The sequence below is a fragment of the Lutibacter sp. TH_r2 genome, from assembly GCF_033101135.1.
Taxonomy (GTDB): Bacteria; Bacteroidota; Bacteroidia; order Flavobacteriales; family Flavobacteriaceae; genus Lutibacter.
The window spans coordinates 178,902-202,638 of the sequence record NZ_JAWMPV010000003.1 but is presented as its reverse complement, the minus strand read 5'-3'; the positions used below and the strand labels follow the sequence as shown (position 1 = coordinate 202,638).

Here is a 23,737-nt window from a genome sequence, read left to right as displayed (position 1 = left end):
ATATAAAATTAATTCAAAAATTATTTAAGAATCTCATCAATATAAAATGAAAGTTGTTATTCAAAGAGTTTCCAAAGCATCAGTTACTATTGATAAAAAAATAGTAAGTGCCATAAAAATGGGATTGTTAATATTGGTTGGTATTGAAAACGAAGACGCTTTAGAAGATATTCAATGGTTGGTTAAAAAAACGGTAAACCTTCGTATTTTTAATGATGAAAATGGCGTTATGAATACATCATTATTAGACAAAGATGCAGATGCAATTATAGTTAGTCAATTTACACTTCAAGCTAGTACAAAAAAAGGAAATAGACCTTCTTATATAAAAGCTGCAAAACCAGAAATTGCAATTCCTTTATACAATAAGTTTGTTCAAGAGTTTGAAAATCAGCTTGGTAAAAAAGTTGGAACAGGAGAATTTGGAGCAGATATGAAAGTAGAATTGCTAAATAATGGTCCAGTAACAATTCTTATAGATTCTAAAAATAAGGTTTAAAACCTTTAATCTGACAAAAATCATTGAATTTCTAAATTATTTTTAATTAATTGCATTAAAATAATTTCTATGAAGTTCCCTCAATTAATTACAGTAGTAGTAATACTGCTTTGTACCTCTGTTTTTTATTCTCAAGAGTTTGATTTCAATGTTCAAAATATTCCAGAAAGCTTAACAAAAAATGCAAATTCGGTTTTAAGAGTGGATAATACCGAAGTTGAAATAAAGTCACAACGCTTAATGGTTTGCTCTTACAATATTGCTGTAACAGTTTTAAATAAACAAGATGAAACTTACGGAGATATTACCATTTATTATGATAAAAGACGAAAAATTAAAAATGTATCTGGTTTTGTGTATGATAGTAATGGAAAGTTGTTAAAAAAAATTAAAAATAAAGATTTTAAAGACTTTTCAGCTGCTGACGGATCATTGTTTTCTGATAGTAGATTAATACACTATGATTATACTCCAATTTCCTATCCTTTTACTGTTCACTACACTTATGAAATTGAAACTTCAAATACAGCGTTTATTCCTCAATGGTTATATGTAAGCTCTTTTGAAACAAGTGTTGAAAAATCAAAATTTAAAATTACATACCCAGAAGATATCAATTTGAAAATGTCAAAAAACAATTTTGATAATTTTAAAGTTGAAATTGAAGAAATTGAAAATGGACTTCAAATAGAAGCTAATACTATTCCTGCGATTAAGTACGAGTCTCATTCGTTATCAATTTCAGATTTAGTACCACGTATAAAGTTTGCAGTTGATAAGTTTAATTTAGAAGGTGTTGATGGAGAAGCTTCAAACTGGAAAGAATATGGAGAATGGTTTTATAATAATTTAGTTAAAAATACTTTAGATGTACCTGAAAGTACAAAACAGAAAATTATTAATATAACTAGAGGAGTAGAAAAGCCAATAGACAAAGCAAAAATTATTTATAAGTATGTTCAAGATAAAGTAAGATATATTAGTGTTCAAATAGGTGTTGGTGGATTTAAACCAATGTTGGCTTCAGATGTAGACAGGTTAGGTTATGGAGATTGTAAAGCTTTAACAAATTATACAGCTGCTTTATTAAGAGTTGTAGATATTCAATCTCACCATGTATTGGTGTATGCAGATAGGAAAAGAAATATAGACAATGCAATAGCTTCGCAAGAAGGTAATCACATGATTTTGTATTTACCAATAGACAATAAAGATATTTGGTTAGAATGTACTTCACAAGATAACGCATTTGGAGAAATTGGTGATTTTACAAATGATAGAGATGTATTGGTTTTAACGCCTGAAGGTGGAGAAATAAAGCATACTCGAATCTATAAACCAGAGGAAAGCATACAAAAAACAATAGGAAATTACAGTGTTAAATTAGATGGATCTATAGAAGCTTCTGTAAATATTTCTTCAACAGGAATTCAATATAACAATCATTTAGGAAGATTTTTAGGTAATAATACAAAAGAGTTAGAAATGGAATTTAAAAATTATTTTTCTAACATTAATAACATAAATTTTTCTGTAAATAAAGTTGAAAATGATAAAGCGAATGCAATTTTTAAAGAAGAATTAAAATTTTCAGCATTAGATTATGCAACTTTTAGTGGTGAGCAAATGTTTATTACAGTGAATGCATTTAATAAGAGTTCTTACGTTCCAAAAAGAGTTAAAAATAGAAAATTACCTTTTGAAATTGGAGTAAATTTTATAGATATTGATGAAGTTAAAATAAAACTTCCCGAAACTTATAAAGTGGAATTTATACCCGAAAATGTTCAACTCACATCTAAATATGGTGAGTATTCTATGGAGCTAATAAAAATAAATGAGTCTGAATATCTTTATAAAAGAAAAATGAAACTAGTTGAAGGTAAGTATTCTAAAGAAGAATATGATCTATACAGAGCATTTAGAAAAAAAATAAAAAAATTCGATAACGCAAAAATAATTTTAAATAAAAATAACTAATGAAAAAGATTGTTTTATTAATACTAATATTGGTATCAGTAACTATAAATTCACAAGAGTATAAATTTGGAAAAGTGTCAAAAGCTGAATTAGAAGAACAAGTTTATCCTTTAGATTCTTCAGCAAATGCTGCATTTTTAATAAAAAAAAGAAATACCTATTTTGATTACAGTTCAAGTACTGGAATACAATTAATTTCTGAATATTATGTACGTTTAAAAATATATAATAAAGAAGGTTTTGATTGGGCTACTAAATCAATTTTTTTATCAACTAATAGTTCTGGTAAAGAAAAAATTTTAGCACTTAAAGCTGTAACCTATAATCTAGTATCTGGAAAAATTGAAGAAACAAAGTTAAATAAAAAAGATATTTTTAGAGATAGTAAAGATAAATACACAAATGTTACAAAATTTACAATGCCTAACCTAAAAGAAGGGTGTATTTTAGAATGGAGATATAGAATAGTATCTCCGTTTTTTTCAAGTATAGACGACGTGGTAATTCAGTATCCTATACCTGTTAAAAACTATGAAGGTAAAGTGTCCGTTTTAGAGTATTTCACTGTAAATAAAAGAACAAAAGGGTACTTACCTATTGAAATAAATCTTGAACGAAGAATTAACACTTCAATGGGAACAAATGATGATAATTATATTATTAAAGCAACAAACGTTCCTGCAATGTTAAAAGAAGCTTATGTAAGTAATATTGATAACTATCGAGCGGGATTAGTTTTTGAAGTTGTTTCAGTAGTTGTACCTGGAAGTGTTTATGAAGACTATGCTTCTACTTGGGAAGATGTTGCTAAAACAATTAATGAAAGCTCAAACTTTGGAGACCAATTAAGTAAGGGTAAATTTTTAGAAGAAGAAATTAATTTATTAAAACAAAATGCCACAACAAATACTCAAAAAATTAAGGCAGCATTAGATTTTACAAAATCAAAAATAAAATGGAATAAATACAATGGTAAATATACTGATGAAGGAATTAAAAATGCGTATAAAAAAGGAACGGGGAATGTGTCAGATATAAACTTATTTCTTGTAATTGTATTAAGAGAAATTGGATTATCAGCAAATCCTATATTGGTAAGTACTCGAAGTAATGGTATTCCTTTAATGCCAACTTTAGATGGATTTAATTATGTTGTTGCAGGAGTTGAGTTAGAAGGACAAGTAGTTTTATTAGATGCTACAGAAAAATACAGTGCACCAAATGTACTACCTAAAAGAGCCATTAATTGGCAAGGAACCTTGGTAAGACCAAGTGGTTCTTTTAATTGGGTGCAGATGGCATCAGTTAAACCTTCAGAAATTAATAGTAATATAAGCTTTAGTTTAAATGAAGAAGGTGAAATTGAAGGGATTTCTAGAACTCAATATTCAAATTATTTTGGAATGAATTATAGAAATAACTACAATGCATTATCTGAAGAGGATTTAATATCTAAAATTGAAGAGGATAATAATGGTATAGAAATAGAAACTATAAGAATTACAAATAAAGAAAATAGTTACAAGCCTATTGTAGAAACGTTTAAATTTTCTAGTGAAGATTTAACAACATCTGCTGGAGATAAAATTTATTTAAAGCCATTGGTATTTAATAGTATTACTAAAAATCCTTTTAAGTTAGAAAAAAGAGATTATCCTGTAGATTTTTCAACCATCTCTAAAACTAAATATTTGGCCAGCATCCAATTACCAGAAGGCTATGCTGTAGAGTCAATTCCAGAAAGTTTAGCAATAGGTTTACCTGAAGAGTTAGGATCGTATAAATTTAGAGTAATTGATAAAGGAGATCGAATAGAAATATTTTCAGAAATGGCTACAAATTCAGTAATTTACCCTGCTCAATATTATCAAGAGCTTAAAGAATTTTACAAAAATATTGTTAAAAAGAATGCAGAACAGATTGTTTTAAAGAAAATTTAAAAACAATTTAGTATCATTGCATAAACTATAAATCAATCTAAAAAATGAAAAAATTAGTAGTACTAGCACTTTTAGTAAGTGTGGCATTTATTGCATGTAAAACAGAAAAAAAAGAAACAAAACCAGAAGTTGCGGAAGCTAAAACTGAAGTAGCTGTAATTGAAGATGGAGTATATACTGCAAAAGTTGAAGCCTCAACGTTAAACTGGAAAGGTTATAAACCAACAGGAAGCCATGATGGAACTGTGGCAATTAAAGAAGGTAACTTAACAGTTAAAGAAGGTAAATTAATAGCAGGTACTTTTACGTTTGATATGAGTGCAATCACAGTATTAGATATTCCAGCAGATGACGAAATGAATGCTAAATTGGTAAAACACTTAAAAAACGAAGACTTTTTTGATGTTGAAAATAACCCAACATCAACGTTTGAAATTACAAGTGTTGAAGGTGAAACTGTAAAAGGAAACTTAACAGTTAAAGGAATTTCTAAACCTATTGAATTTAAGGCTGTTGTAAATGAAGTTGAAGGTGGAATTGAATTAGTTGGTGAAACTTTTAAAATTGATAGAACTGAATACAATATTGAGTACAAGTCTAAAAAGTTTTTCGATAATTTAAAAGATAAATTTATAAACGATGAATTTGAAATTTCTTTTAAAGTAGAAGCTTCAAAATAAGCTAAATATATAATTAGCAGTATTAAAAAGCTGTCTGAAAAGCATTTAAACTAGTTATTCTGAACTTGTTTCAGAATCTTATCATGTTAAGTCAATTAATATGTGGTGTAGTTTCAAAATGTTAATTTTCAGACAGCTTTTTAGTTTATAGTAAGTACAGAACTTTCTTTAACTTCACTCATTACAAAATTACTTTGCACATTAGCAACAGACTCTAAAACAGAAAGTTTGTTTTTTAAAAATAATTGGTACGATTTTATATTTGGAGTTACAATTTTAAGTAAATAATCAAAATTTCCTGCAACATGGTAACAGCCTAAAACTTCTGGCATTTTATAAACGGCATGTTCAAATTGGGTGATTAATTTTTTTGAATGAACTTGCAATGTTACTTGGCAAAAAACTACCAAATCCAAGCCTATTTTTTCTTTATTTAGTACAGCAGTATAGCCTTTAATAATTTCTAGTTTTTCAAGTCGCTTAATTCTATCGTATGTTGGTGAATTTGTGAGTCCAATTTTTAAAGCAACCTCTTTAATATTCATTTTAGAGTTCTCTTGCAAAAGCATTAATATTTGTTTGTCAATAGTGTCTAAAGCAATCATAGAAGTAAATTTTTCTAAAATTAGTAAATTATCCCTTAAGTAGTCGTAAATAATTTTGTAAAATAGAGTTATATATTAATTAAGTACTGTAAAAGTTATTATTTGCAGTAATAAAAGTTGAATTAGATTATATTTATAGAATATGTTCAATCTATAATAATTTTACCATGAGTAATAAACCAGCAAATAATATACAAGATTTACAATATTTTGGAGAATTTGGAGGCGTAAATCCTTCTATTTCAGATTCAGCCACATACACTTTTTTACATGCCAAAACAATGCTCGATACTTTTGAAGGTCATGCAGAAGGTTGTTATTTATATTCGCGTCACACCAGTCCAAGTAATTTATATTTAAGTGAAGCAATGGCAGCTATGGAATTTACAGAAACGGCAAATGTATCAGCTTCTGGAATGGGAGCAATTACTTCAACATTAATGCAATTGTGTGGAGCAGGCGATCATATTGTTTCAAGTAGAACTATTTATGGAGGTTCTTATGCTTTTATGAAAAACTTTGCGCCTAAATTCAATATTCAAACAACATTTGTTGATATCACATCTTTGGAAAAAATTGAGGAAGCAATCCAAGGAAATACAAGAGTTATTTATTGTGAAGCAGTAAGTAACCCATTGTTAGAAGTAGCAAACATTGCCGAAATTAGAAAAATTGCAGATAGGCATCATGTAAAATTAGTAGTGGACAATACATTTTCACCTTTAATTATGTCGCCTCAAAAATTAGGTGCGCATATAACTATCCATAGTTTAACAAAATTTATAAATGGTACAAATGATACCGTTGGTGGTGTAGTATGTGGTTCTCAAGATTTTATTGATGCATTACGAAGTGTTAATGATGGAGCTGCTATGTTATTAGGTCCAGTAATGGATAGTGTACGTGCAGCTAGTATTTTAAAAAACCTACGTACACTTCATATTAGAATGAAAAAACATAGTGAAAATGCTGCTTATTTAGCCGAACATTTTGAAAAAGATGGACTAAAAGTAGTGTATCCTGGTTTAAAAAGTCATCATGATCATGAGCTGTTTAAAACCATGTATAATAAAGAATATGGTTTTGGAGGTATTTTAACTATTGATGTTGGAAGTCTTGAAAAAGCAAATGAACTAATGGAGTTGATGCAACATAATAATTTAGGTTATTTAGCGGTAAGTTTAGGATTTTATAAAACATTGTTTAGCGCTCCAGGAACAAGTACTTCTTCTGAAATTTCTAAAGAAGAACAAGAAAAAATGGGATTGTCAAATGGAATTGTTCGTTTTTCAATAGGATTAGATAATGATATTGAACGTACTTATAGAGCCATGCATAAATGTATGACAACTGTAGGTGTGTTGTAATTTAGTGTTCAATAGTTGTGTTAAAAAGCCTTTTATGTTATGTGAAAGGCTTTTTTTTGTATAAAATTTCATTTTTGCGTATCATTACACTATAAAATAGTATTAAATGCATAAAAAAGACAATCTTGAAGAGATTAAAATAGACAATCAAAAAATAATAAGAAATAAAGAATTGAGTATTTGGGAAGCATTAATTCCAGTTTTTACATTGGTGATAATGCTTTTTTTTAATGTATATGTTTATGGAGATGATGCATTAAGTGGAAGCAATCAATTTATATTAATATTAGGTGCTTCAATAGCTGCAATTGTTGGTTTTTTTAACAAAGTTTCCTATACAAGAATGTTAGAAGAAATTGCCGAAAACATCAAATCTACTGCTGGAGCTATTTTAATTTTATTAATGGTTGGAGCGTTGGCTGGAACTTGGTTAATAAGTGGAATTATTCCTACTATGATTTATTATGGGCTTCAAATATTAAATCCTACCATATTTTTAGCGGCTTGTGTTGTTATATGTGCTGTAATATCTGTAGCAACAGGAAGTTCTTGGACAACTTCAGCAACGGTTGGTATTGCTTTAATTGGAATAGGAGAAACGTTAGGAATTTCTTTAGGAATGACTGCCGGAGCAGTGCTTTCTGGCGCGTATTTTGGAGATAAAATGTCTCCGTTAAGTGATACTACAAATTTAGCACCTGCTATGGCAGGAGGAGATTTATTTGACCATATTAAGTACATGACCTATACTACAGTGCCTTCCATAGTAATTACGTTAATAGTTTTTATAATTATTGGATTTAGTATAGATACTGTAGGAGCAGCTGATGTTTCAGATAAATTATTTTCAATTAATGAAGCTTTTAATATAACACCTTGGTTATTTGTGGTGCCAGCTTTGGTTATATTTTTAATAATTAAAAAAGCACCACCATTAATTGCATTGCTAGGTGGAACTTTATTAGGTGGTATTGCAGCTTTAATTTTTCAACCAGAAATTGTATTAAATATATCTGGAGCAGAAAAATTAGATTTTATTGCTGGATATAAGGGAGTTATGAATGCAATTACTGTTGATACTTTTGTAGAGACATCAAGTGCTGAATTAAATGATTTATTTAGTTCAGGTGGAATGCAAGGTATGTTAGGTACTATTTGGTTAATTATATGTGCTATGGTTTTTGGTGGTGTAATGGATGCTATTGGAGCTTTAGCTAGAATTAGTGCATCTATTTTAAATTTATTCGATTCAATTTTTGGATTGTTTGCAAGTACAGTATTTAGTTGTATTACATTAAATGCAACTGCTTCTGATCAATATTTAGCAATTGTAGTGCCTGGAAAAATGTACGCAAAAGCTTTTAAAGATAAAGGTTTAGCACCTGAAAATTTAAGTAGAACGTTAGAAGATTCAGGAACGGTAACTTCAGTTTTAATTCCTTGGAATACTTGTGGTGCGTATCAAAGTGGAGTGCTGGGAGTTCCAGTTGTTGATTATTTTGCGTTTGCAATTTTTAACTGGTTAAGCCCAATTATGACTTTAATATTTGCTGCTTTTCAAATTAAAATAAAACAATTAGTTACTACTAAATAAAGAAATTCCAAACCAATCCAAATCTAACAGTTAAATCTCTGTACGGGTAATTTGGTGCTGCATAGTATTTTCTTCCAGTAAAACTAGCGGTAAAATTTTCAACTTTAAAAAAAAGTCTAGTACGTTGAATTTGTGCATTTACAAAGAAGTCTAGTATTGGAAAATTTCCAATTTCTTCATCGTTTTGCACTATAAATTCGCTTAATACAGGACTGTAAGCTCTAGCATTAAACTTGGTAAAATACTTTAAAGTAACTCCAGTTTGTAAATACATTGGATCTCCTTTAAAAATATCGTCTGCAAAATAGAAGGAGTTTCTTGTAACTAGTTCTGGTGCATTAAAAAAGGATTCTCCTTTTGAAACTTTTTGATACATTACCGTATTATCTAATGTAAATTTTCCAACAGTAAAGGCTTTACTAGCTGTAACTTTAAAATAGTTTAAAGTTTCATCAGCTTGGGTTGGAAGTGCATCTTCATTAAAATAAGTATAATTATCTACTACGTTATAACTTCCTTTTAAATTTCCCCATTTATTAGATGTAAATTCAAATCCGATAGAGGTAATATCTTCATTTTTAAAATTATTCTGCCAATTGTATTCTTTATAATCACTTTGGTATAAGACTTTATTTAAATCAGGATTTTTTGTTGTAAATTCAGCTAAACCTTTAAAAGTAAATATGCTATCTTTTTTAATGTATGCAGAAGCTTTTAAACTACTACCTGTTATATCTCCAGATACTATAGTAGAAGCATTAGCTGTAATAAAAAAGTTTTTATAATTTGTTTTCCAATCAGCTTCAAATGCAATAGCATTTCCTTTTAAAGCATTGGAAATAGTTTGGTTATCTAGGTAAAGAATACTGTTATAATGGTAATTATAATCAAAGTAACGAATACCACCTTTTAATTCTCCTAAATAAGGGCTTTTAAATTTTGCATATAACTGATTGTTGAATTTTTGATAGGAAGTATGATCTTCAATTTCAGAATTGTAATAATCTCCATATAATGTGGTACTAGCACTAGTCTGATTAAATCTATAATGTTGGGTTTCGTATTCTAATGTATGTCCTAATTTAATAGCTATTTCTTTTGAATATATTATTTTTTTTATGTCAGAAGTGTCAATTTGAATAGCTGTTATTAAGAAGTTTAACGAATCAATTTTAGATTGATTTTTAGCTAGGTTTAGTGTATCAATTTTAAGTCTTCTAACATTGGCTTCATAGCCTTTACGTTTTTTTAAACTATTTTTAAGTGAATCGTTTTTTATTTTCTGATTTTCATTTTTTGAAAACAAGGTGTATGTATGATCTAAAAAATATCGTTTACCCTCAAACATATTATCTGCATTGGTATAATTTACATCTAACCTTGCTCTATCAACATAATTGGTATTTCCACTTTCAAATAGTAAAACAGATGCATCTGTTAGACCTCCATTTTCATCATTGTAAAAATCAAAAGACGAAAAGTGGCCTCGAGCAGTATATTTGTTGTTTTTAGAAGTATAATTAAAAGTTGCTCTAAAATTTCCATGACTGGATAATGCGTTTCTATACTTTCCAAGAGAGCGCAAACCTTTATAAGCAATAGAAACATTTGTTTGTCTAGACATGTTCATAGTTATAAATGCATCTAAAACTTGACCTTGCTCTAATCCAGATCTATAAAGTAGTTGGGTTGTGGGAGTAGGAACAGAGTAATAGCTAATATCTTCAACAGTTTTATAGTTAAAGCGCTTTGCTGAAATACCCATTTCAGGGAAAATAGAATTGTTTTCAAAATTAAACCCTAGTGTATTATATGTTTGCCCTTGATTGTGAAACGGTAACAATTCAAAATCATCTTTATGAAGGTAATTAAACTTATAATCTTTTTTTAGTGTAAGTGTAGTATCTATAAAAGTGGTATCATAAGCTATAGAAATAACTTTATAATCTGTAAATTTAGTTTCGCCATCTAGTTTAACCGTAATTTCTTTTTTATTATTTATAGTATCTTTTTTACTGTCAAAAAAAGAGCTATTTATATCAGAACCAATAGTTTTCTGCGAATAGACTGATATTGTAATCAATAAAAATAGGATGCTAAATAAAAAGTTCTTCATAAATAATTGTAAAAGCGCAAAGGTAAAATAATTGAACGAATATAATCAATCTTAATTGTTTTAGAATAAACACTAAATTTGTTAAATAAATTATAATAAATGTCGCTCAAGAAATTTTATATAAAAAATGTGCTCGAAGCTGGAACAGATGAAGCAGGAAGAGGTTGTTTAGCAGGTCCTGTTGTTGCCGCAGCTGTAATATTACCTAAAAGTTTTGAGCATCCATTATTAAACGATTCTAAAAAATTAACAGAAAAACAAAGAAACCTATTACGTCCAATTATTGAGAAAGAAGCAATAGCTTATGGTGTAGCATTTATTTCAGAAGAAAAAATAGATGAAATAAATATTTTACAAGCTTCCATTTTAGGAATGCACAAATCTATAGACAAGCTTTCTGTAGTTCCAGAACATATTATTGTGGATGGAAACAAATTTAAACCATACAAAAATATTCCACATAAAACAGTAGTTAAAGGTGATGCTAAATATATGAGTATTGCAGCAGCATCTGTATTAGCAAAAACGTATAGAGATGAGTTTATGATGAAGATTAATAAGGAGTTTCCAAATTACGATTGGCTTAATAATAAAGGGTACCCAACCAAAAAACATAGAGCGGCTATTGCTAAATTTGGACCAAATAAGTATCACAGAAAAACATTTAAATTACTTCCCGAACAATTAAAATTGGATTTGTAACAGTTTAAAATCAAGAAATATTTTACATTTGCTTTTGCTAAAATATTTCAAAAAATGATTAAAAGAACCAGAGCAGCAATTTCAAAATTCATCATTCATAAAGTTGGAAACAAATTTAACAGTGCAACCAATGTTTTTTCAGAAGATTTAGTGTCTTTTGATGAAGAAAGTTACAATTTAATGTTGCCTTTTTTACTAAAACCTTTTGCCAACGTTGCAGAAAGTTATCGTTTTAATCATCATGCAAATATTGAGTTGAATGAAATAAACAATTATACAAATGAAATTTTTACCGAAGAAAGTTCGTTTGTTGAAATTTCAAAACATATTGTAACACATTTGTTTGAACAATCTAATTCAGCACAAATAAAAACTGGAGATGTTATTATTGCTTTGTTTGAAGATATTGAGTTTAAAGATATTGTTACGCAGGCTATTGGAATTTTTAAAATTGAAAACAAGGTAGACTTTTTTCAAACCTATATGGAGAAAGAAAGTTTAGATGTATATGTTCAACAGGGAATTAGTACTAAAAAATTAGACAAAGGTTGTTTAATTATTAATTATTCTGACCCTGAAGGAAGAGCAATTTTAAGTGTAGATAATAACAATTACGATGCACAATATTGGGTACAACATTTTTTAAATGTAAAATATGCTGATGATAATAACCAGCACACTCAAAATTATATGGAAATGTGTCGTGATTTTTCTGAAGATGTTATAAAAGAGGATTTTGGCGTACATGAACAAAGCAAGTTTTTAGCCAAAACTGTTGATTTTATGAAAGAGCATGAACATGTAAATTATAACGATTTTAAAGATGAATTGTTTGAAGCTGAAGATCATAAGGAGTTGTTCGAAGGCTATAAAAAAGAGTATGAAGATACTAATGATGTATTGATTAGAAATCAATTTGCAGTTTCAGATATTGTTTTAAAAAAACAAAAACAAAAAATGAAAACTGAAATTAAGCTAGATACTAATATCCAAATTAAACTAGATATTGACGCTCCTGATGCTTCTCAAGAATACTTAGAAAAAGGTTATGATGAAGAGAAGAAAATGAAATTCTATAAAGTTTACTTTAACGAAGAAGATTAGATTTAAGCTATAAATATTTCATTTTTATAAATATAAATTAATACGGATTGAATAAATTATAAAATAATTTTTAAGATGAATTTTAAGGTAATTTTTATAACCATAAGTTTAATTATTTCAACAAGCTTATTTGGGCAATCCGAACCAGAAAATTTTAAAAACCCAATTTTATCTGGTTTTTATCCAGATCCATCTATTTGTAGAGTGGGAGATACGTATTATATGGTAAATTCAAGCTTTGAATGGTATCCTGGATTACCTATTCATAAAAGTAAGGATTTAGTAAATTGGGAAAAAATTGGACATGGATTGCATCGTCCTAATCAAATTGTTTATAAAAATGGATTAAGAAATTCAAATGGAATTTTTGCGCCTACAATTCGCTACAATAAAGGAACGTTCTATATAATTACCACCATGGTTGGGCAAAATGGAAACTTTATTATAACAGCCAAAAACCCTGAAGGACCTTGGAGTAATCCAATTTGGATTAAGGATGCGCCAGGAATAGATCCATCACTTTTTTGGGATGAAGATGGGCATTGCTATTATATCGGAGCAAGTGTTATAGATGGTACTCGAGGTGATTGGCTAGGTAAAAATGGAATATGGATGCAAGAAATTAATCCAGATACAGGTGTGTTAATAGGTGAGAAAAAACAATTAACCTATGGGCACGCTTCGAATGCGCGCTGGGCAGAAGGACCACATTTGTATAAAATAAATGGTGAGTATTTGTTGTTAATTGGTGAAGGAGGTACTGGCGAATATCACGCTGTAACTGTGTTTAATAGTAAAAATCTTTGGGGACCTTACATTCCAAATCATGCTAATCCAGTATTAACACATCGTCATTTAGGAAATACTCACACAATAGGTCAAACAGGTCATGCAGATCTTGTTCAAACTCAAAATGGAGATTGGTGGAGTGTAGTACTAGCTAAAAGAAATGTTGATGGATTTGTTACGTTGGCTCGAGAAACTTTTTTGGCAAAAGTTGAAATAACACAGCAAGAAAGTGGAGTAACACCAATATACAATCCTGGAATTGGATTGTTGCAAACTGAACAAAAGCGACCAAATTTGCCATGGACTCCTGTTTCTGAATTAAAAGAATTAGACAATTTTTCGGGAGAGCTTCTTAATTTAGAATGGAATTTTTTACGTTCACCACAGTCTAAATGGTATGCTCAAAAAAAAGGTAAAATGGTTATTCAACTTCGTCCAGAAATATTAACTGAATTTGTAAATCCTTCATTTATAGCTAAACGAACAAAGAATTTTAATTATTTAGCAAAAACAAAATTAGCGTTTAAAACTAATAAAGATTTTGAAAAGGCAGGATTGGTAATCTATAGAAGACATGGTAATAATTACCAATTATTAAAAACAAAAAATAAAATTGTTTTAAGTAAAGTTTTTCAAAAAGATAATAAAGGAGAATTTAAACCTGAAATTATTGCTGAAATACCGTTTGTAAAAGATGAAGTTATTTTTGGTGTACAGGTAAAAGGTATTAAAGCACAATTTATGTATGGTGAAAACGAAGAAAGTTTAAAGGAAATTGGACAAGCGCAAGATTATACAATAATTTCAGATAATGTAGCTCAAAAATTTAATGGAGTTTACATTGGGATGTATGCTACTTCAACTGGAAATAAAAGTAAAAAATCAGCTAGTTTTGATTGGTTTTTTATGAAAGGAAATGACGAGTAGAATTATTTTAAAAAATTAAACAAATTCTACTTCAAACAAATTAGTAAAATGGTTTAATATTTTTTGTTGAACTTCTTCCATTGGTATTTTTCTATTTAATTCTGCTTCCATTGTAGTTACTGCTTTACCTTTAATTCCACACGGAATAATATTATCAAAATACCCAAGGTTTGTATTTACATTTAATGCAAAACCATGCATAGTTACCCAACGACTGGTTCTAACTCCCATAGCACAAATTTTACGAGCAAATGGTGTTCCAACATCTAACCAAACTCCAGTTTCACCTTTACTACGTTCACTTTTAATGCCGTACTCTTCTAAAGTTTTAATAATAACTTCTTCTAAAAAACGTAGGTATTTATGAATATCAGTAAAAAAATTATCTAAATCTAGAATTGGGTAACCTACAATTTGTCCAGGTCCATGATAGGTAATATCTCCACCACGATTTATTTTATAAAAAGTTGCTCCTTTTTGTTTTAGCTGCTCTTCATTTAATAATAAATTAGATAAATCTCCGCTTTTTCCAAGTGTATAAACATGTGGATGCTCTACAAATAAAAAGTAATTTGGAGTTGGGTTTGAAGTCTCATTTTTTCTATTACCAATTTTAATGTCAATAATTTTCTGAAATAAATTTTCCTGAAAATCCCACGTATCTTTATAATCTTTTAAGCCTAAATCTTGAAGTTGAACTTGTTGCATTATCTTTCTGGATTGTTATTAATTATAAGAGCTGCAATTACGCCAGGTATCCAGCCTAAACAAGTTAAAATAAATGTAAGTATAAAACTTCCACAACCTTTATCTATAACAGCTAAAGGTGGAAAAATAATACATAGTAAAACTCTAAAACAGCCCATAATTTATATTTTGCAAAGTTCTTTAAAATATATGTAGCATCCAACGTTATATTGTTACAATTAATTGTAATTAAACTGTATTTTTGTTAAAATTAAAGTAAATGAGTGTACTTGTTAAAAATATATCTAAAGTTTACGGAACTCAAGTAGCTGTAAATACTATTAGTTTTGAACTTAAAAAAGGAGAAATTGTTGGTTTTTTAGGCCCAAATGGTGCTGGAAAATCTACCACTATGAAAATTATTACGGGTGCAATATCAGCATCTAAAGGAGAAGTTTCTGTTTGTGGATTTTCAATAAATGATAATCCTAAAGAGGTTCAAAAACGTATTGGTTATTTGCCTGAACACAATCCGTTATATTTAGATATGTATGTTAGAGAGTATTTAAAATTCAATGCTTCAATTTATAAAATACCTTATTCTGAAGTTGAATTAATAATAGAAAAAGTTGGCTTAACTCCTGAAGTGAGTAAAAAAATAAATCAGCTTTCTAAAGGATATCGTCAACGCGTTGGTTTGGCCGCTGCACTATTGCACAATCCAGAAGTTTTAATTTTAGATGAGCCAACAACAGGTTTAGATCCAAATCAATTAGTTGAAATTAGAAGTTTAATTAAACAGGTTGGTAAAGATAAAATAGTGTTACTTTCAACCCATATAATGCAAGAAGTAGAAGCTGTTTGTGATAGAGTACTATTAATTAATAAAGGTGAGCTAGTTGCTGATAAAAATTTAATAGAACTAAAACAAAATCAAGCTCAAATTATTGAAGTTGAATTCGATTTTAAAATAGAAAAACAGTTTGTTAATAGAATTCAAGGGTTAAAATCTGCTAATAATATTCATGATACTATTTGGGAACTAACTTTTAAAACAAAAGAAGATAAGCGCTCAACAATTTTTGATTTTGCACAAGAAAATGGCTTAAAAATTTTGCAAATGAATGCTAAAAATAAAAACCTAGAAAGTTTATTTAGAGAATTAACTACTTAAAAATCAGTTTTCCGTAACCTGAAATTTCTTCAACGTCAATTAATGTTGGTGTGTTGTAGCAAATTACATCTCCAGTAGAGTAAATGTTTCCTTTGATACTTTCTGTTGGATAAATTAAAATATCGTTAGAACTAACCTGATTAAATATAACTTCGCTAACTATAAAATTTGAGCCATTAAATCTAGTGTCTCCGTCAGATAAATTTAAATCGAGTTTATTTGAAGTTCCCGTAATATTAAAATTACAAACAGCATTTCCCCATACTTTTAAATTTTCATTAGAAATGTTTAGGTTAAAATCTCCTGCAGCTAAATATTCTGTTTTCTCACCAACAGATTGTAGGTATAAAGATGGATATGTTAATACTCCTTTTGAATTTACATCTTGCTCTGAAGCATTTCTAATTTTAGTAATGTTAGGTGAGGTAATATGAATTACTGTTACCCCATAATCTCTAACAAAGTTACAGGCGTTATTATCTTTTAAAATAATTTCGTTGTCAATTACTTCAACAGATACATCGGGTAATAAGTTTTCACCTGTTTCAATAACTACTTTTTGAGTTGGACCTTCTTCAATAACCAATCCTACTCTTTCTTGTACCAATATAGTTGAAAAACTAGGTACATCAATTTCTTGAAAAATAATTGTACCTGTTGTTTGAAAGCAATCGCTTGCATCTTTATTATTACAGCCGTAAAACGTAATAACTAAAAGTATGTATAAAATATTTTTTTTCATATTAAAATTTGTATCCTATTCCTAATTCTAAACCTTCAGCTCTAAATAAATTAGCTTTTAAATTAACTTCAGAAAACAAATGCTTTCCTAATTTATATTTAAACCCAAACCGTTCGTATATTCTACTTTCATATTCTTTTGGGTAATAGATATAATATCCAAGTTGTGATATAAACGAAAATTTATGCTGTGTTAGTTCATGTCCAATAAAAATTCCACCTCTAGTAATGTTGTTATTATTGTTTTCAATTTCAGTATAATGTTTTAAAAATTCTGAAATAAATAATTCGGTTCCTGCTGTTAAGGTAGAGTAATTATTGATGGTTTTAGCTCCATAAAAACTAACATTGTAAAATGGATACAAGCCAGAATCAATCTCTTTACTCTCATTAAAACCTGTTCTAAAAATTAAATTGTAGTTAATGGATGAATTTTTAATGTCTTCAATTTTTTCAGTAAGAGGAAGTGGTTTATTTTCTAAAGCGTAGTTTACACCTAAATTAAAGGTTATTGTATTCAATCCTAAATTTGGATTTTTAAAGGCTGCATTTGAAATATGGATTAAACTAACCGATGAATTTAAACTAAAATTAGTTCCTTTTAAAAATTGTAGATATTGTAGTTTTGTGTAAGCACTTACAACAATATTAGAACCAATAGCAACATTTTCTGGATTGTTTAAATTATTGTATTTTTTAGTTACATAACCAACTCCAAAACCAGTAGTTAGTTCTAATTTATTTTGTTTTTTTGGTGTTAAATTGTAGGTAAAATGTCTAAACCCAGCGTACAATTCTCCTAAAATATCAGAATTAAGATTGTGGTATAAGAAAGAATATCCTCTTTTAGGGTAGTTAAATAAAGTATTGAATTTTGAATTTGTTGTATTTACATAATTATAGCTCACTAAAAAACCATACGAGTTATTTTGAATAGCATTTTTTAAAGAAGTATCGTGCTCAATATGTTGCCCTATAAAAAATTCAGTTTGAAATGTTGAGAATGTATTTTGATTTTGAGAGAATAACAAACAAGAGAAAAATAAAAATAAAATGTAAATACTTTTCATAGGTTTTAAATTCTTATTCCAACTCCAAACTCTACGGTTTCTGCATTCGCAGCATGAGCTTTTAAACGAATATTAGCAAACCACTTATCGTTAATATAACGTTTTATACCAAGTGTTTCATAAACCCTACCTTCGTATTCAAAAGGATATTTAACATAGTATCCAAGCGTTGTTTCAATAGATATTTTGTTTATAAATAATTCATGCCCTACAAATAATCCTACCCTAGAAAAAGAATCTGTTTCCTTTAGATTAGCATAGGGATTAGCTTGTTGAATTTTATAAAAATCTTTCAGCATTGGAGAAATATATAAATCTGCTCCAAATTGAATAGCAGAAATTCTATTTAAGCGTTTATCGGCATAAGCTGAAGCTACAAAAAAGCCTTTTTGTCCTGTACCATTTATTTCAGATTCATTAATACCACCTCTAACAGCTATATTTATTTTAATAGGTTGCTTAAAATATTTACTTTCTTCAGAAGGAGTAAGTATTGTGTTTTTATCTGCTTCTAAATCGTAATTAACTCCAACAGCTAATGCCCAAATATTTGCACCTGCGTTTGGAGATTTAACATTTGAATTTGAAGTATGAATAAAAGTTAATCCAGCATTTACGCCTATATTTTTAAATAAATTTTCTCTTTGGTAATAAAGTTTGAAATAGGTTGAAGAATTAATTTTAGTTCCAAAAGCGGTATTTTTATTATTTGTTTCTTTGTTGTATGGATTAGTTGCATACGCTAGCCCAATTCCAGTACGAAGCATTAATTTATTTTTAGCAAGTCTGTTAAAAAAATAAAAATTATAATGTCCATAAACAGCATATATTTCTCCTAATATTTCAGAATGAAAATCTTGATATGCAAACGAAATTCCAGTATCTGGATAGTTAAAATGTTCGTGCCAATTTTTAGAACCTTTATGGCGTTTATTATAACTTAAAATAAGCCCAGTTGGATGACCTTGTAAAAATGCTCTAGTATCTGCCGAAGCAGATAAAATATTACCATAAAAAAAATCAGTTTGTAAATAAGCTGACTTTTCTTGTGATGAAGCTAAAGTTATACTAAATAAAAAAAGGGCAAATAATATCTTTTGCATCAATTTAATTTGAAATTAATCTCTTGTTTTTCGAGTTCTTCTAAAAACTCGGTGCTAATATTAACTTTTAAAGAGCGACTAGGCATATTTAGCGATAGTTTTTCTTTAGTGTCCAAAATTACAAAATTTAAAATTTTAGTTCCTTTAAATTTTTCAAGAAGCCTGTATAGTTCACTAATTTTTGTTTCATTTATTTCGTTAATGCCAATACTTATGGATATTTTTTTAGAATATTTATCTAAAATATCATGTAATAATTGAATACTATTGAAGGAGATTCGAATATCATCATTATAATAATTTTTTCTTCCTACTAATTTTATGTACACAAAAGAATTTGGGACTAAAAAATGTTTAAATTTTAAATATTCTTCACTAAAAATTCTAAATTCATAACTACCTTCATAGTCATCGAGTGTAAATGATGCCCAACCGTTTCCATTTTTAGCAATTCTATGTTCTACATCACTAATAATTCCTCCAATTGCAACTTCTCTTCCTTCAATGTTTTTTAAATCTTGAAGTATTGCAGTGTTACCATTGCAATAACAATCTATTTCAGTTTTATAATCATCTAAAGGATGTCCAGAAATATAAATACCAACCATTTCCTTTTCTTTAGAAAGTTTTTCCATAACACCCCATTCTTCAGCTATTGGAATTTCGGGTTCAGGAAATTGAATTTCAGAAGCCTCTCCAAAAAGTGATACTTGTGCTGAATTTTTATTTTCTTGGTATTTGTTTCCAAACCGAATAGCTCGTTCAATAAAAGTTATACCTTTTTCATCGGTTTTATAATATTGAGCTCTATGTGCATTTTTAAATGAATCCAATGCTCCAGCCATAACTAAACCATCAAAAGCACGTTTGTTGGCTGCACGTAAATCCACTCTTTTAGTCATATCAAAAATAGAAGTGAAGTTTCCATTTTGTTTTCGTTCATTAATAATAGCTTCAATAGCTCCAGCGCCAACACCTTTTATTGCTCCCATTCCAAACCTTACAGCACCTTCATTATTTACAGCAAATTTATAATAAGATTCGTTTACATCTGGTCCTAATACGGGAATTCCAGCACGTTTACATTCTTCCATAAAAAATGTAACCTGCTTAATATCGTTCATATTGTTAGAGAGTACTGCTGCCATATATTCAGCAGGATAATGTGCTTTTAAATATGCGGTTTGGTAGGCTATGTAAGCGTAACATGTAGAGTGTGATTTGTTAAAGGCGTAAGCAGCAAATTTTTCCCAATCTTTCCAAACTTTTTCTAATATTTTCTCATCGTGTCCGTTAGATTTTCCACCTTCAATAAATTGAGGTTTTAATTTTTCTAGTAAAGCAAAAATCTTTTTACCCATTGCTTTACGTAGCATATCTGCTTGACCTTTGGTAAAATTTGCTAACTTTTGAGACAGTAGCATTACTTGCTCTTGGTACACGGTAATACCATAAGTTTCCTTAAGGTAATCTTCCATGCCCTCTAAATCGTAAGTAATTTCTTCTATACCGTGTTTTCTGTCAATAAAAGAGGGAATATATTCCATTGGACCTGGTCTGTATAAAGCATTCATAGCAATTAAATCGGCAAACTCGGTAGGTTTTAACGATTTCATGTGCTTTTGCATTCCAGGAGATTCATATTGAAAAATACCTATAGTTTCACCACGTTGAAATAATTTGTAGGTTTCTTCATCATCTAAAGGAAAATCGTCAGGAATTAAATCAATATTGTGTTTTGCTTTTACAATTTTAACTGTATCTTTTATTAAGGTTAATGTTTTTAACCCCAAGAAATCCATTTTTAATAAACCTGCACTTTCCACAACTCCGTTATCGAATTGTGTTACGTACATGTCGGAATCTTTTGCTGTAGCAACGGGAACCAAATTAGTAATTGGTTCTGGAGTAATAATAACACCACAAGCGTGAATTCCTGTATTACGAATAGATCCTTCTAAATTTCGTGCCTGATTTATGGTTTCGGCTTCTAGATTATCACCTTCAGAAATTCTACGAAGCTCTTCTACACATTCTAACTCTTCAGATTTTAACCCTTTTATTTTTCCTTTACTTTTTGGGTCTTCACCAAAAATATGTTGCAATTTAACGCCAGGAATAAGTTTTGCAATTCTATCGGCCTCATTTAAAGGAAGGTCTAATGCTCTGGCAGTATCTCTAATAGAAGATTTTGCAGCCATACTTCCGTAGGTAATAATTTGAGCTACTTGAGGTGCTCCATATTTTTCAATTACAAAATCTATAACACGTTGTCTACCTTCATCATCAAAATCAATATCAATATCGGGCATAGATACACGATCAGGATTTAAGAAACGCTCAAAAAGTAAATCGTACTTAATAGGGTCAATATTGGTAATCCACAAACAATAGGCAACTGCAGAACCTGCAGCAGAACCACGACCAGGACCTACCGAAACATCCATTTTACGTGCTTCTAAAATAAAATCCCAAACAATTAAAAAATAACCTGGATATCCAGTTTTTTTAATAATTTCTAATTCAAAATCTAGTCGTTCAATGGTGTCTTCATCCAAAACATCTCCATATCTTATTTTAGCTCCTTCATAGGTTAAATGGCGTAAATAAGCATTTTCTCCTCGTACACCTCCATCAATTTCATCTTGTGGATCTATAAATTGTTTAGGAATATCAAATTTTGGAAGTAATACATTTCTACTTAATTTAAAAACTTCAACTTTATCAATTATTTCTTGAATATTAATAATTGCTTCAGGAATGTCTTTAAATAACTCTTTCATTTCATCTTCCGATTTGAAATAGTATTGGTTATTTGGTAAACCGTATCTAAATCCTCTTCCACGTCCTTTTGGAGTTGCAGTTTTTTCACCATCTTTTACACATAATAATATATCATGTGCATCAGCTTCTTCTTGATCTGTATAGAAAGTATTGTTTGTTGCAATTAATTTAACATTGTGTTTTTTAGAAAATTTAATTAATACTTCGTTAACATGATCTTCATTTTCTTGTCCATGGCGCATTAATTCGAGATAAAAATCATCTCCAAATTGTTCTTTCCACCAAAGTAAAGCTTCTTCAGCTTGAGCTTCACCAATATTTAATATTTTATTAGGAATCTCACCATATAAATTCCCCGAGAGCACCATAATATCTTCTTTATACTGCTCAATAATTTTTTTATCTATTCTAGGTACATAGTAAAAACCATCAGTATGTGATAACGAAGACATTTTGGCCATGTTTAAATAGCCATTTTTATTTTTGGCTAACATTACAATTTGGTAACCATTGTCTTTTGATGATTTATTAGTGTGATCTTCACAAACATTAAATTCGCAACCAGAAATAGGTTTAAAAGGAATTTTATATTCATTTTGATCGTAATCTAAATCAACTGGAATTCTTTTTTCTTTTTCTTCATCATCTACAAGTTCTGTTGTAACATATTCTAGTTCAACTTCTTCTTTGTTTTCTTTTCGTTTTTTTAAAGCCTCCCATTCTTCGGTTAAATTTTTAAGATTGACTCTAACTTTTTTTGGTTTTGTTTCCTTCCCGTCATCTACAACTTCATCTATATGATCGTATTCTAAAATTATTTCTTCTGCTTCAGAAATTCTTTTCTTAATATCTTTTGCTAAATCAATTTTATCATTGTGAGCCACAGCTTTTGAATAATGTCCAAAACCAGCTTGTACAAAGTTGAAGGCATTCATCATATTACCAGTATCGGTAATTGCTAAAGCATTCATTCCACTTTTAATAGCAGAATTTACAAGTCCATTAATACTAGAGGTAGATTGTAGAATTGAAAATTGAGAGTGACAATGTAAATGTGCAAATGAAGCTTTTTTAAGTTCTTCAGATATTTCAATTTCTACTGAAGGTTGGTTTGGTGCTGTTTTTTTATTTCTTAATTTTTCGCTTTCCGCTTTTAAATTAAGATGTTTTAGACCAATTACTTTTGTGGGCTCGGTATTGTATTGTTTAAAGTTTTGAAAATACTTTTCTTCAATTTTAATTTCATTTTCAGTAAATACTTCTAAACGAATTAATTCTAAAAAGCAACGTGTAGTTGCTTCAACATCAGCAGTTGCATTATGTGCTTCATCAAAAGGAATATTAAACAAGTGTTGGTGTAATTCTGTTAATGTTGGTAATTTGAATTTTCCACCTCTACCACCAGGAATTTGACAAAGTGTTGCGGTAGTTTCTGTACATGAATCTAACACAGACATATTGCTCATAGGAGAGTCGATATTCATTCTATAGTACTCACAACCCATAATATTAGTGTCAAACTCAACATTATGGCCTACAACATATGTTGCTTTAGATAAAGCTTCATTAAATAGGTATAAAACTTTTTCTAAATCTTCACCTTTTTCATTAGCAAGTTCTGTTGAAATTCCGTGAATTTGTTCAGCATCATAAGGTATGTTATAACCTTCAGGTTTAATAAGGTAATCTTCATGTTCAATTACGTTGCCATATTTATCATGTACTTGCCATGCAATTTGAACACATCTAGGCCAGTTATCAGTATCAGTAATTGGAGCATTCCAATTTTTAGGTAAACCAGTAGTTTCAGTGTCAAATATTATAAACATTTAAAAGGTGTTTTTAGCGATTTTAAAGAATTTAAAAGTATAAATT

General features: G+C 29.1%; 18 protein-coding genes. 10 read left to right on the top strand and 8 right to left on the bottom strand.

Translation table 11 applies throughout. The features are described 5' to 3' along the window. The first annotated feature begins 46 nt into the window (after positions 1-46). The 4 genes from dtd (at position 47) to R3X25_RS10795 (ending at position 5,099) form a co-directional block, all read left to right on the top strand. Positions 47-499 (top strand): D-aminoacyl-tRNA deacylase, encoded by a 453-nt coding sequence (dtd, locus tag R3X25_RS10810; protein ID WP_317674679.1) that lies wholly within the window; start codon positions 47-49, stop codon positions 497-499. A 69-nt stretch (positions 500-568) separates the two neighbouring features. Then, positions 569-2,479: a DUF3857 domain-containing transglutaminase family protein gene (locus R3X25_RS10805; protein WP_317674677.1), complete on the top strand. Its 1,911-nt coding sequence runs from the start codon at positions 569-571 to the stop codon at positions 2,477-2,479. Continuing rightward, positions 2,479-4,419, top strand: coding sequence for a hypothetical protein (locus R3X25_RS10800; protein WP_317674675.1), 1,941 nt, complete (start codon positions 2,479-2,481; stop codon positions 4,417-4,419). Before R3X25_RS10805 ends, R3X25_RS10800 begins: the two co-directional genes overlap by 1 nt. Before the next feature lie 44 nt (positions 4,420-4,463). Continuing rightward, positions 4,464-5,099, top strand: a complete 636-nt coding sequence (locus R3X25_RS10795) for a YceI family protein (protein ID WP_317674673.1) — start codon at positions 4,464-4,466, stop codon at positions 5,097-5,099. Positions 5,100-5,239: 140 nt separating this feature from the next. Here R3X25_RS10795 and R3X25_RS10790 read toward each other — a convergent pair whose 3' ends face one another. Beyond that, positions 5,240-5,704, bottom strand: coding sequence for an Lrp/AsnC family transcriptional regulator (locus R3X25_RS10790; protein ID WP_317674671.1), 465 nt, complete (start codon positions 5,702-5,704; stop codon positions 5,240-5,242). Positions 5,705-5,871: 167 nt separating this feature from the next. On the opposite strand from R3X25_RS10790, the gene R3X25_RS10785 reads away from it, so the two are divergent. Continuing rightward, complete coding sequence (locus R3X25_RS10785) at positions 5,872-7,071, top strand: aminotransferase class I/II-fold pyridoxal phosphate-dependent enzyme (protein ID WP_317674669.1); 1,200 nt, start codon at positions 5,872-5,874, stop codon at positions 7,069-7,071. Between the two features lie 106 nt (positions 7,072-7,177). Continuing rightward, positions 7,178-8,665 carry a Na+/H+ antiporter NhaC gene (gene nhaC / locus R3X25_RS10780; protein ID WP_317674667.1) on the top strand — a complete coding sequence of 496 codons (1,488 nt, stop codon included), beginning with the start codon at positions 7,178-7,180 and terminating at the stop codon, positions 8,663-8,665. On the opposite strand, the gene R3X25_RS10775 is transcribed toward nhaC, so the two are convergent. Continuing rightward, positions 8,658-10,781, bottom strand: coding sequence for a putative porin (locus R3X25_RS10775; RefSeq protein ID WP_317674665.1), 2,124 nt, complete (start codon positions 10,779-10,781; stop codon positions 8,658-8,660). The two genes, nhaC and R3X25_RS10775, sit on opposite strands and share 8 nt — an antisense overlap. A 99-nt stretch (positions 10,782-10,880) precedes the next feature. On the opposite strand from R3X25_RS10775, the gene R3X25_RS10770 reads away from it, so the two are divergent. From R3X25_RS10770 to R3X25_RS10760, 3 genes are all read left to right on the top strand, one after another. Continuing rightward, positions 10,881-11,483, top strand: a complete 603-nt coding sequence (locus R3X25_RS10770; RefSeq protein WP_317674663.1) for a ribonuclease HII — start codon at positions 10,881-10,883, stop codon at positions 11,481-11,483. Between the two features lie 54 nt (positions 11,484-11,537). Continuing rightward, positions 11,538-12,587 carry a nucleoid-associated protein gene (locus R3X25_RS10765; RefSeq protein WP_317674661.1) on the top strand — a complete coding sequence of 350 codons (1,050 nt, stop codon included), beginning with the start codon at positions 11,538-11,540 and terminating at the stop codon, positions 12,585-12,587. Between the two features lie 75 nt (positions 12,588-12,662). Next, a complete protein-coding gene (locus R3X25_RS10760; RefSeq protein ID WP_317674659.1) occupies positions 12,663-14,303 on the top strand; it encodes a glycoside hydrolase family 43 protein in 1,641 nt (546 codons plus the stop codon). Between the two features lie 15 nt (positions 14,304-14,318). Here R3X25_RS10760 and lipB read toward each other — a convergent pair whose 3' ends face one another. Both lipB and R3X25_RS10750 read right to left on the bottom strand, forming a co-directional pair. Then, positions 14,319-15,011: a lipoyl(octanoyl) transferase LipB gene (lipB, locus tag R3X25_RS10755; RefSeq protein WP_411556578.1), complete on the bottom strand. Its 693-nt coding sequence runs from the start codon at positions 15,009-15,011 to the stop codon at positions 14,319-14,321. Further along, positions 15,011-15,169: a YqaE/Pmp3 family membrane protein gene (locus R3X25_RS10750; protein WP_317674657.1), complete on the bottom strand. Its 159-nt coding sequence runs from the start codon at positions 15,167-15,169 to the stop codon at positions 15,011-15,013. The genes lipB and R3X25_RS10750 overlap by 1 nt, the downstream gene beginning before the upstream one ends. Positions 15,170-15,270: 101 nt before the next feature. Here R3X25_RS10750 and gldA point away from each other — a divergent pair, with 101 nt between their 5' ends. Beyond that, positions 15,271-16,164: a gliding motility-associated ABC transporter ATP-binding subunit GldA gene (gldA, locus tag R3X25_RS10745; protein ID WP_317674656.1), complete on the top strand. Its 894-nt coding sequence runs from the start codon at positions 15,271-15,273 to the stop codon at positions 16,162-16,164. Here the strand turns inward: gldA and R3X25_RS10740 are convergent. Genes R3X25_RS10740 through dnaE form a run of 4 tightly spaced genes read right to left on the bottom strand, consistent with a single transcriptional unit; the run spans position 16,157 to position 23,691 of the window. After that, positions 16,157-16,906 carry a head GIN domain-containing protein gene (locus R3X25_RS10740; protein WP_317674654.1) on the bottom strand — a complete coding sequence of 250 codons (750 nt, stop codon included), beginning with the start codon at positions 16,904-16,906 and terminating at the stop codon, positions 16,157-16,159. The genes gldA and R3X25_RS10740 overlap by 8 nt on opposite strands. Position 16,907: 1 nt before the next feature. After that, complete coding sequence (locus R3X25_RS10735) at positions 16,908-17,975, bottom strand: acyloxyacyl hydrolase (RefSeq protein ID WP_317674652.1); 1,068 nt, start codon at positions 17,973-17,975, stop codon at positions 16,908-16,910. A gap of 5 nt (positions 17,976-17,980) precedes the next feature. Further along, positions 17,981-19,078, bottom strand: a complete 1,098-nt coding sequence (locus R3X25_RS10730; protein ID WP_317674650.1) for an acyloxyacyl hydrolase — start codon at positions 19,076-19,078, stop codon at positions 17,981-17,983. After that, the gene (gene dnaE, locus R3X25_RS10725; RefSeq protein WP_317674648.1) at positions 19,078-23,691 is read right to left on the bottom strand and encodes a DNA polymerase III subunit alpha; all 4,614 of its coding nucleotides are present in this window, start codon (positions 23,689-23,691) and stop codon (positions 19,078-19,080) included. Before dnaE ends, R3X25_RS10730 begins: the two co-directional genes overlap by 1 nt. Positions 23,692-23,737: the final 46 nt, after the last annotated feature.

What these genes read in the sequence shown, in the direction of transcription:
- dtd (WP_317674679.1), top strand. Translation starts at nt 47, where the DNA reads ATGAAAGTTGTTATTCAAAGAGTTTCCAAAGCATCAGTTACTATTGAT.
- R3X25_RS10805 (WP_317674677.1), top strand. Translation starts at nt 569, where the DNA reads ATGAAGTTCCCTCAATTAATTACAGTAGTAGTAATACTGCTTTGTACC.
- R3X25_RS10800 (WP_317674675.1), top strand. Translation starts at nt 2,479, where the DNA reads ATGAAAAAGATTGTTTTATTAATACTAATATTGGTATCAGTAACTATA.
- R3X25_RS10795 (WP_317674673.1), top strand. Translation starts at nt 4,464, where the DNA reads ATGAAAAAATTAGTAGTACTAGCACTTTTAGTAAGTGTGGCATTTATT.
- R3X25_RS10790 (WP_317674671.1), bottom strand. Translation starts at nt 5,704, where the DNA reads ATGATTGCTTTAGACACTATTGACAAACAAATATTAATGCTTTTGCAA.
- R3X25_RS10785 (WP_317674669.1), top strand. Translation starts at nt 5,872, where the DNA reads ATGAGTAATAAACCAGCAAATAATATACAAGATTTACAATATTTTGGA.
- nhaC (WP_317674667.1), top strand. Translation starts at nt 7,178, where the DNA reads ATGCATAAAAAAGACAATCTTGAAGAGATTAAAATAGACAATCAAAAA.
- R3X25_RS10775 (WP_317674665.1), bottom strand. Translation starts at nt 10,781, where the DNA reads ATGAAGAACTTTTTATTTAGCATCCTATTTTTATTGATTACAATATCA.
- R3X25_RS10770 (WP_317674663.1), top strand. Translation starts at nt 10,881, where the DNA reads ATGTCGCTCAAGAAATTTTATATAAAAAATGTGCTCGAAGCTGGAACA.
- R3X25_RS10765 (WP_317674661.1), top strand. Translation starts at nt 11,538, where the DNA reads ATGATTAAAAGAACCAGAGCAGCAATTTCAAAATTCATCATTCATAAA.
- R3X25_RS10760 (WP_317674659.1), top strand. Translation starts at nt 12,663, where the DNA reads ATGAATTTTAAGGTAATTTTTATAACCATAAGTTTAATTATTTCAACA.
- lipB (WP_411556578.1), bottom strand. Translation starts at nt 15,011, where the DNA reads ATGCAACAAGTTCAACTTCAAGATTTAGGCTTAAAAGATTATAAAGAT.
- R3X25_RS10750 (WP_317674657.1), bottom strand. Translation starts at nt 15,169, where the DNA reads ATGGGCTGTTTTAGAGTTTTACTATGTATTATTTTTCCACCTTTAGCT.
- gldA (WP_317674656.1), top strand. Translation starts at nt 15,271, where the DNA reads ATGAGTGTACTTGTTAAAAATATATCTAAAGTTTACGGAACTCAAGTA.
- R3X25_RS10740 (WP_317674654.1), bottom strand. Translation starts at nt 16,906, where the DNA reads ATGAAAAAAAATATTTTATACATACTTTTAGTTATTACGTTTTACGGC.
- R3X25_RS10735 (WP_317674652.1), bottom strand. Translation starts at nt 17,975, where the DNA reads ATGAAAAGTATTTACATTTTATTTTTATTTTTCTCTTGTTTGTTATTC.
- R3X25_RS10730 (WP_317674650.1), bottom strand. Translation starts at nt 19,078, where the DNA reads ATGCAAAAGATATTATTTGCCCTTTTTTTATTTAGTATAACTTTAGCT.
- dnaE (WP_317674648.1), bottom strand. Translation starts at nt 23,691, where the DNA reads ATGTTTATAATATTTGACACTGAAACTACTGGTTTACCTAAAAATTGG.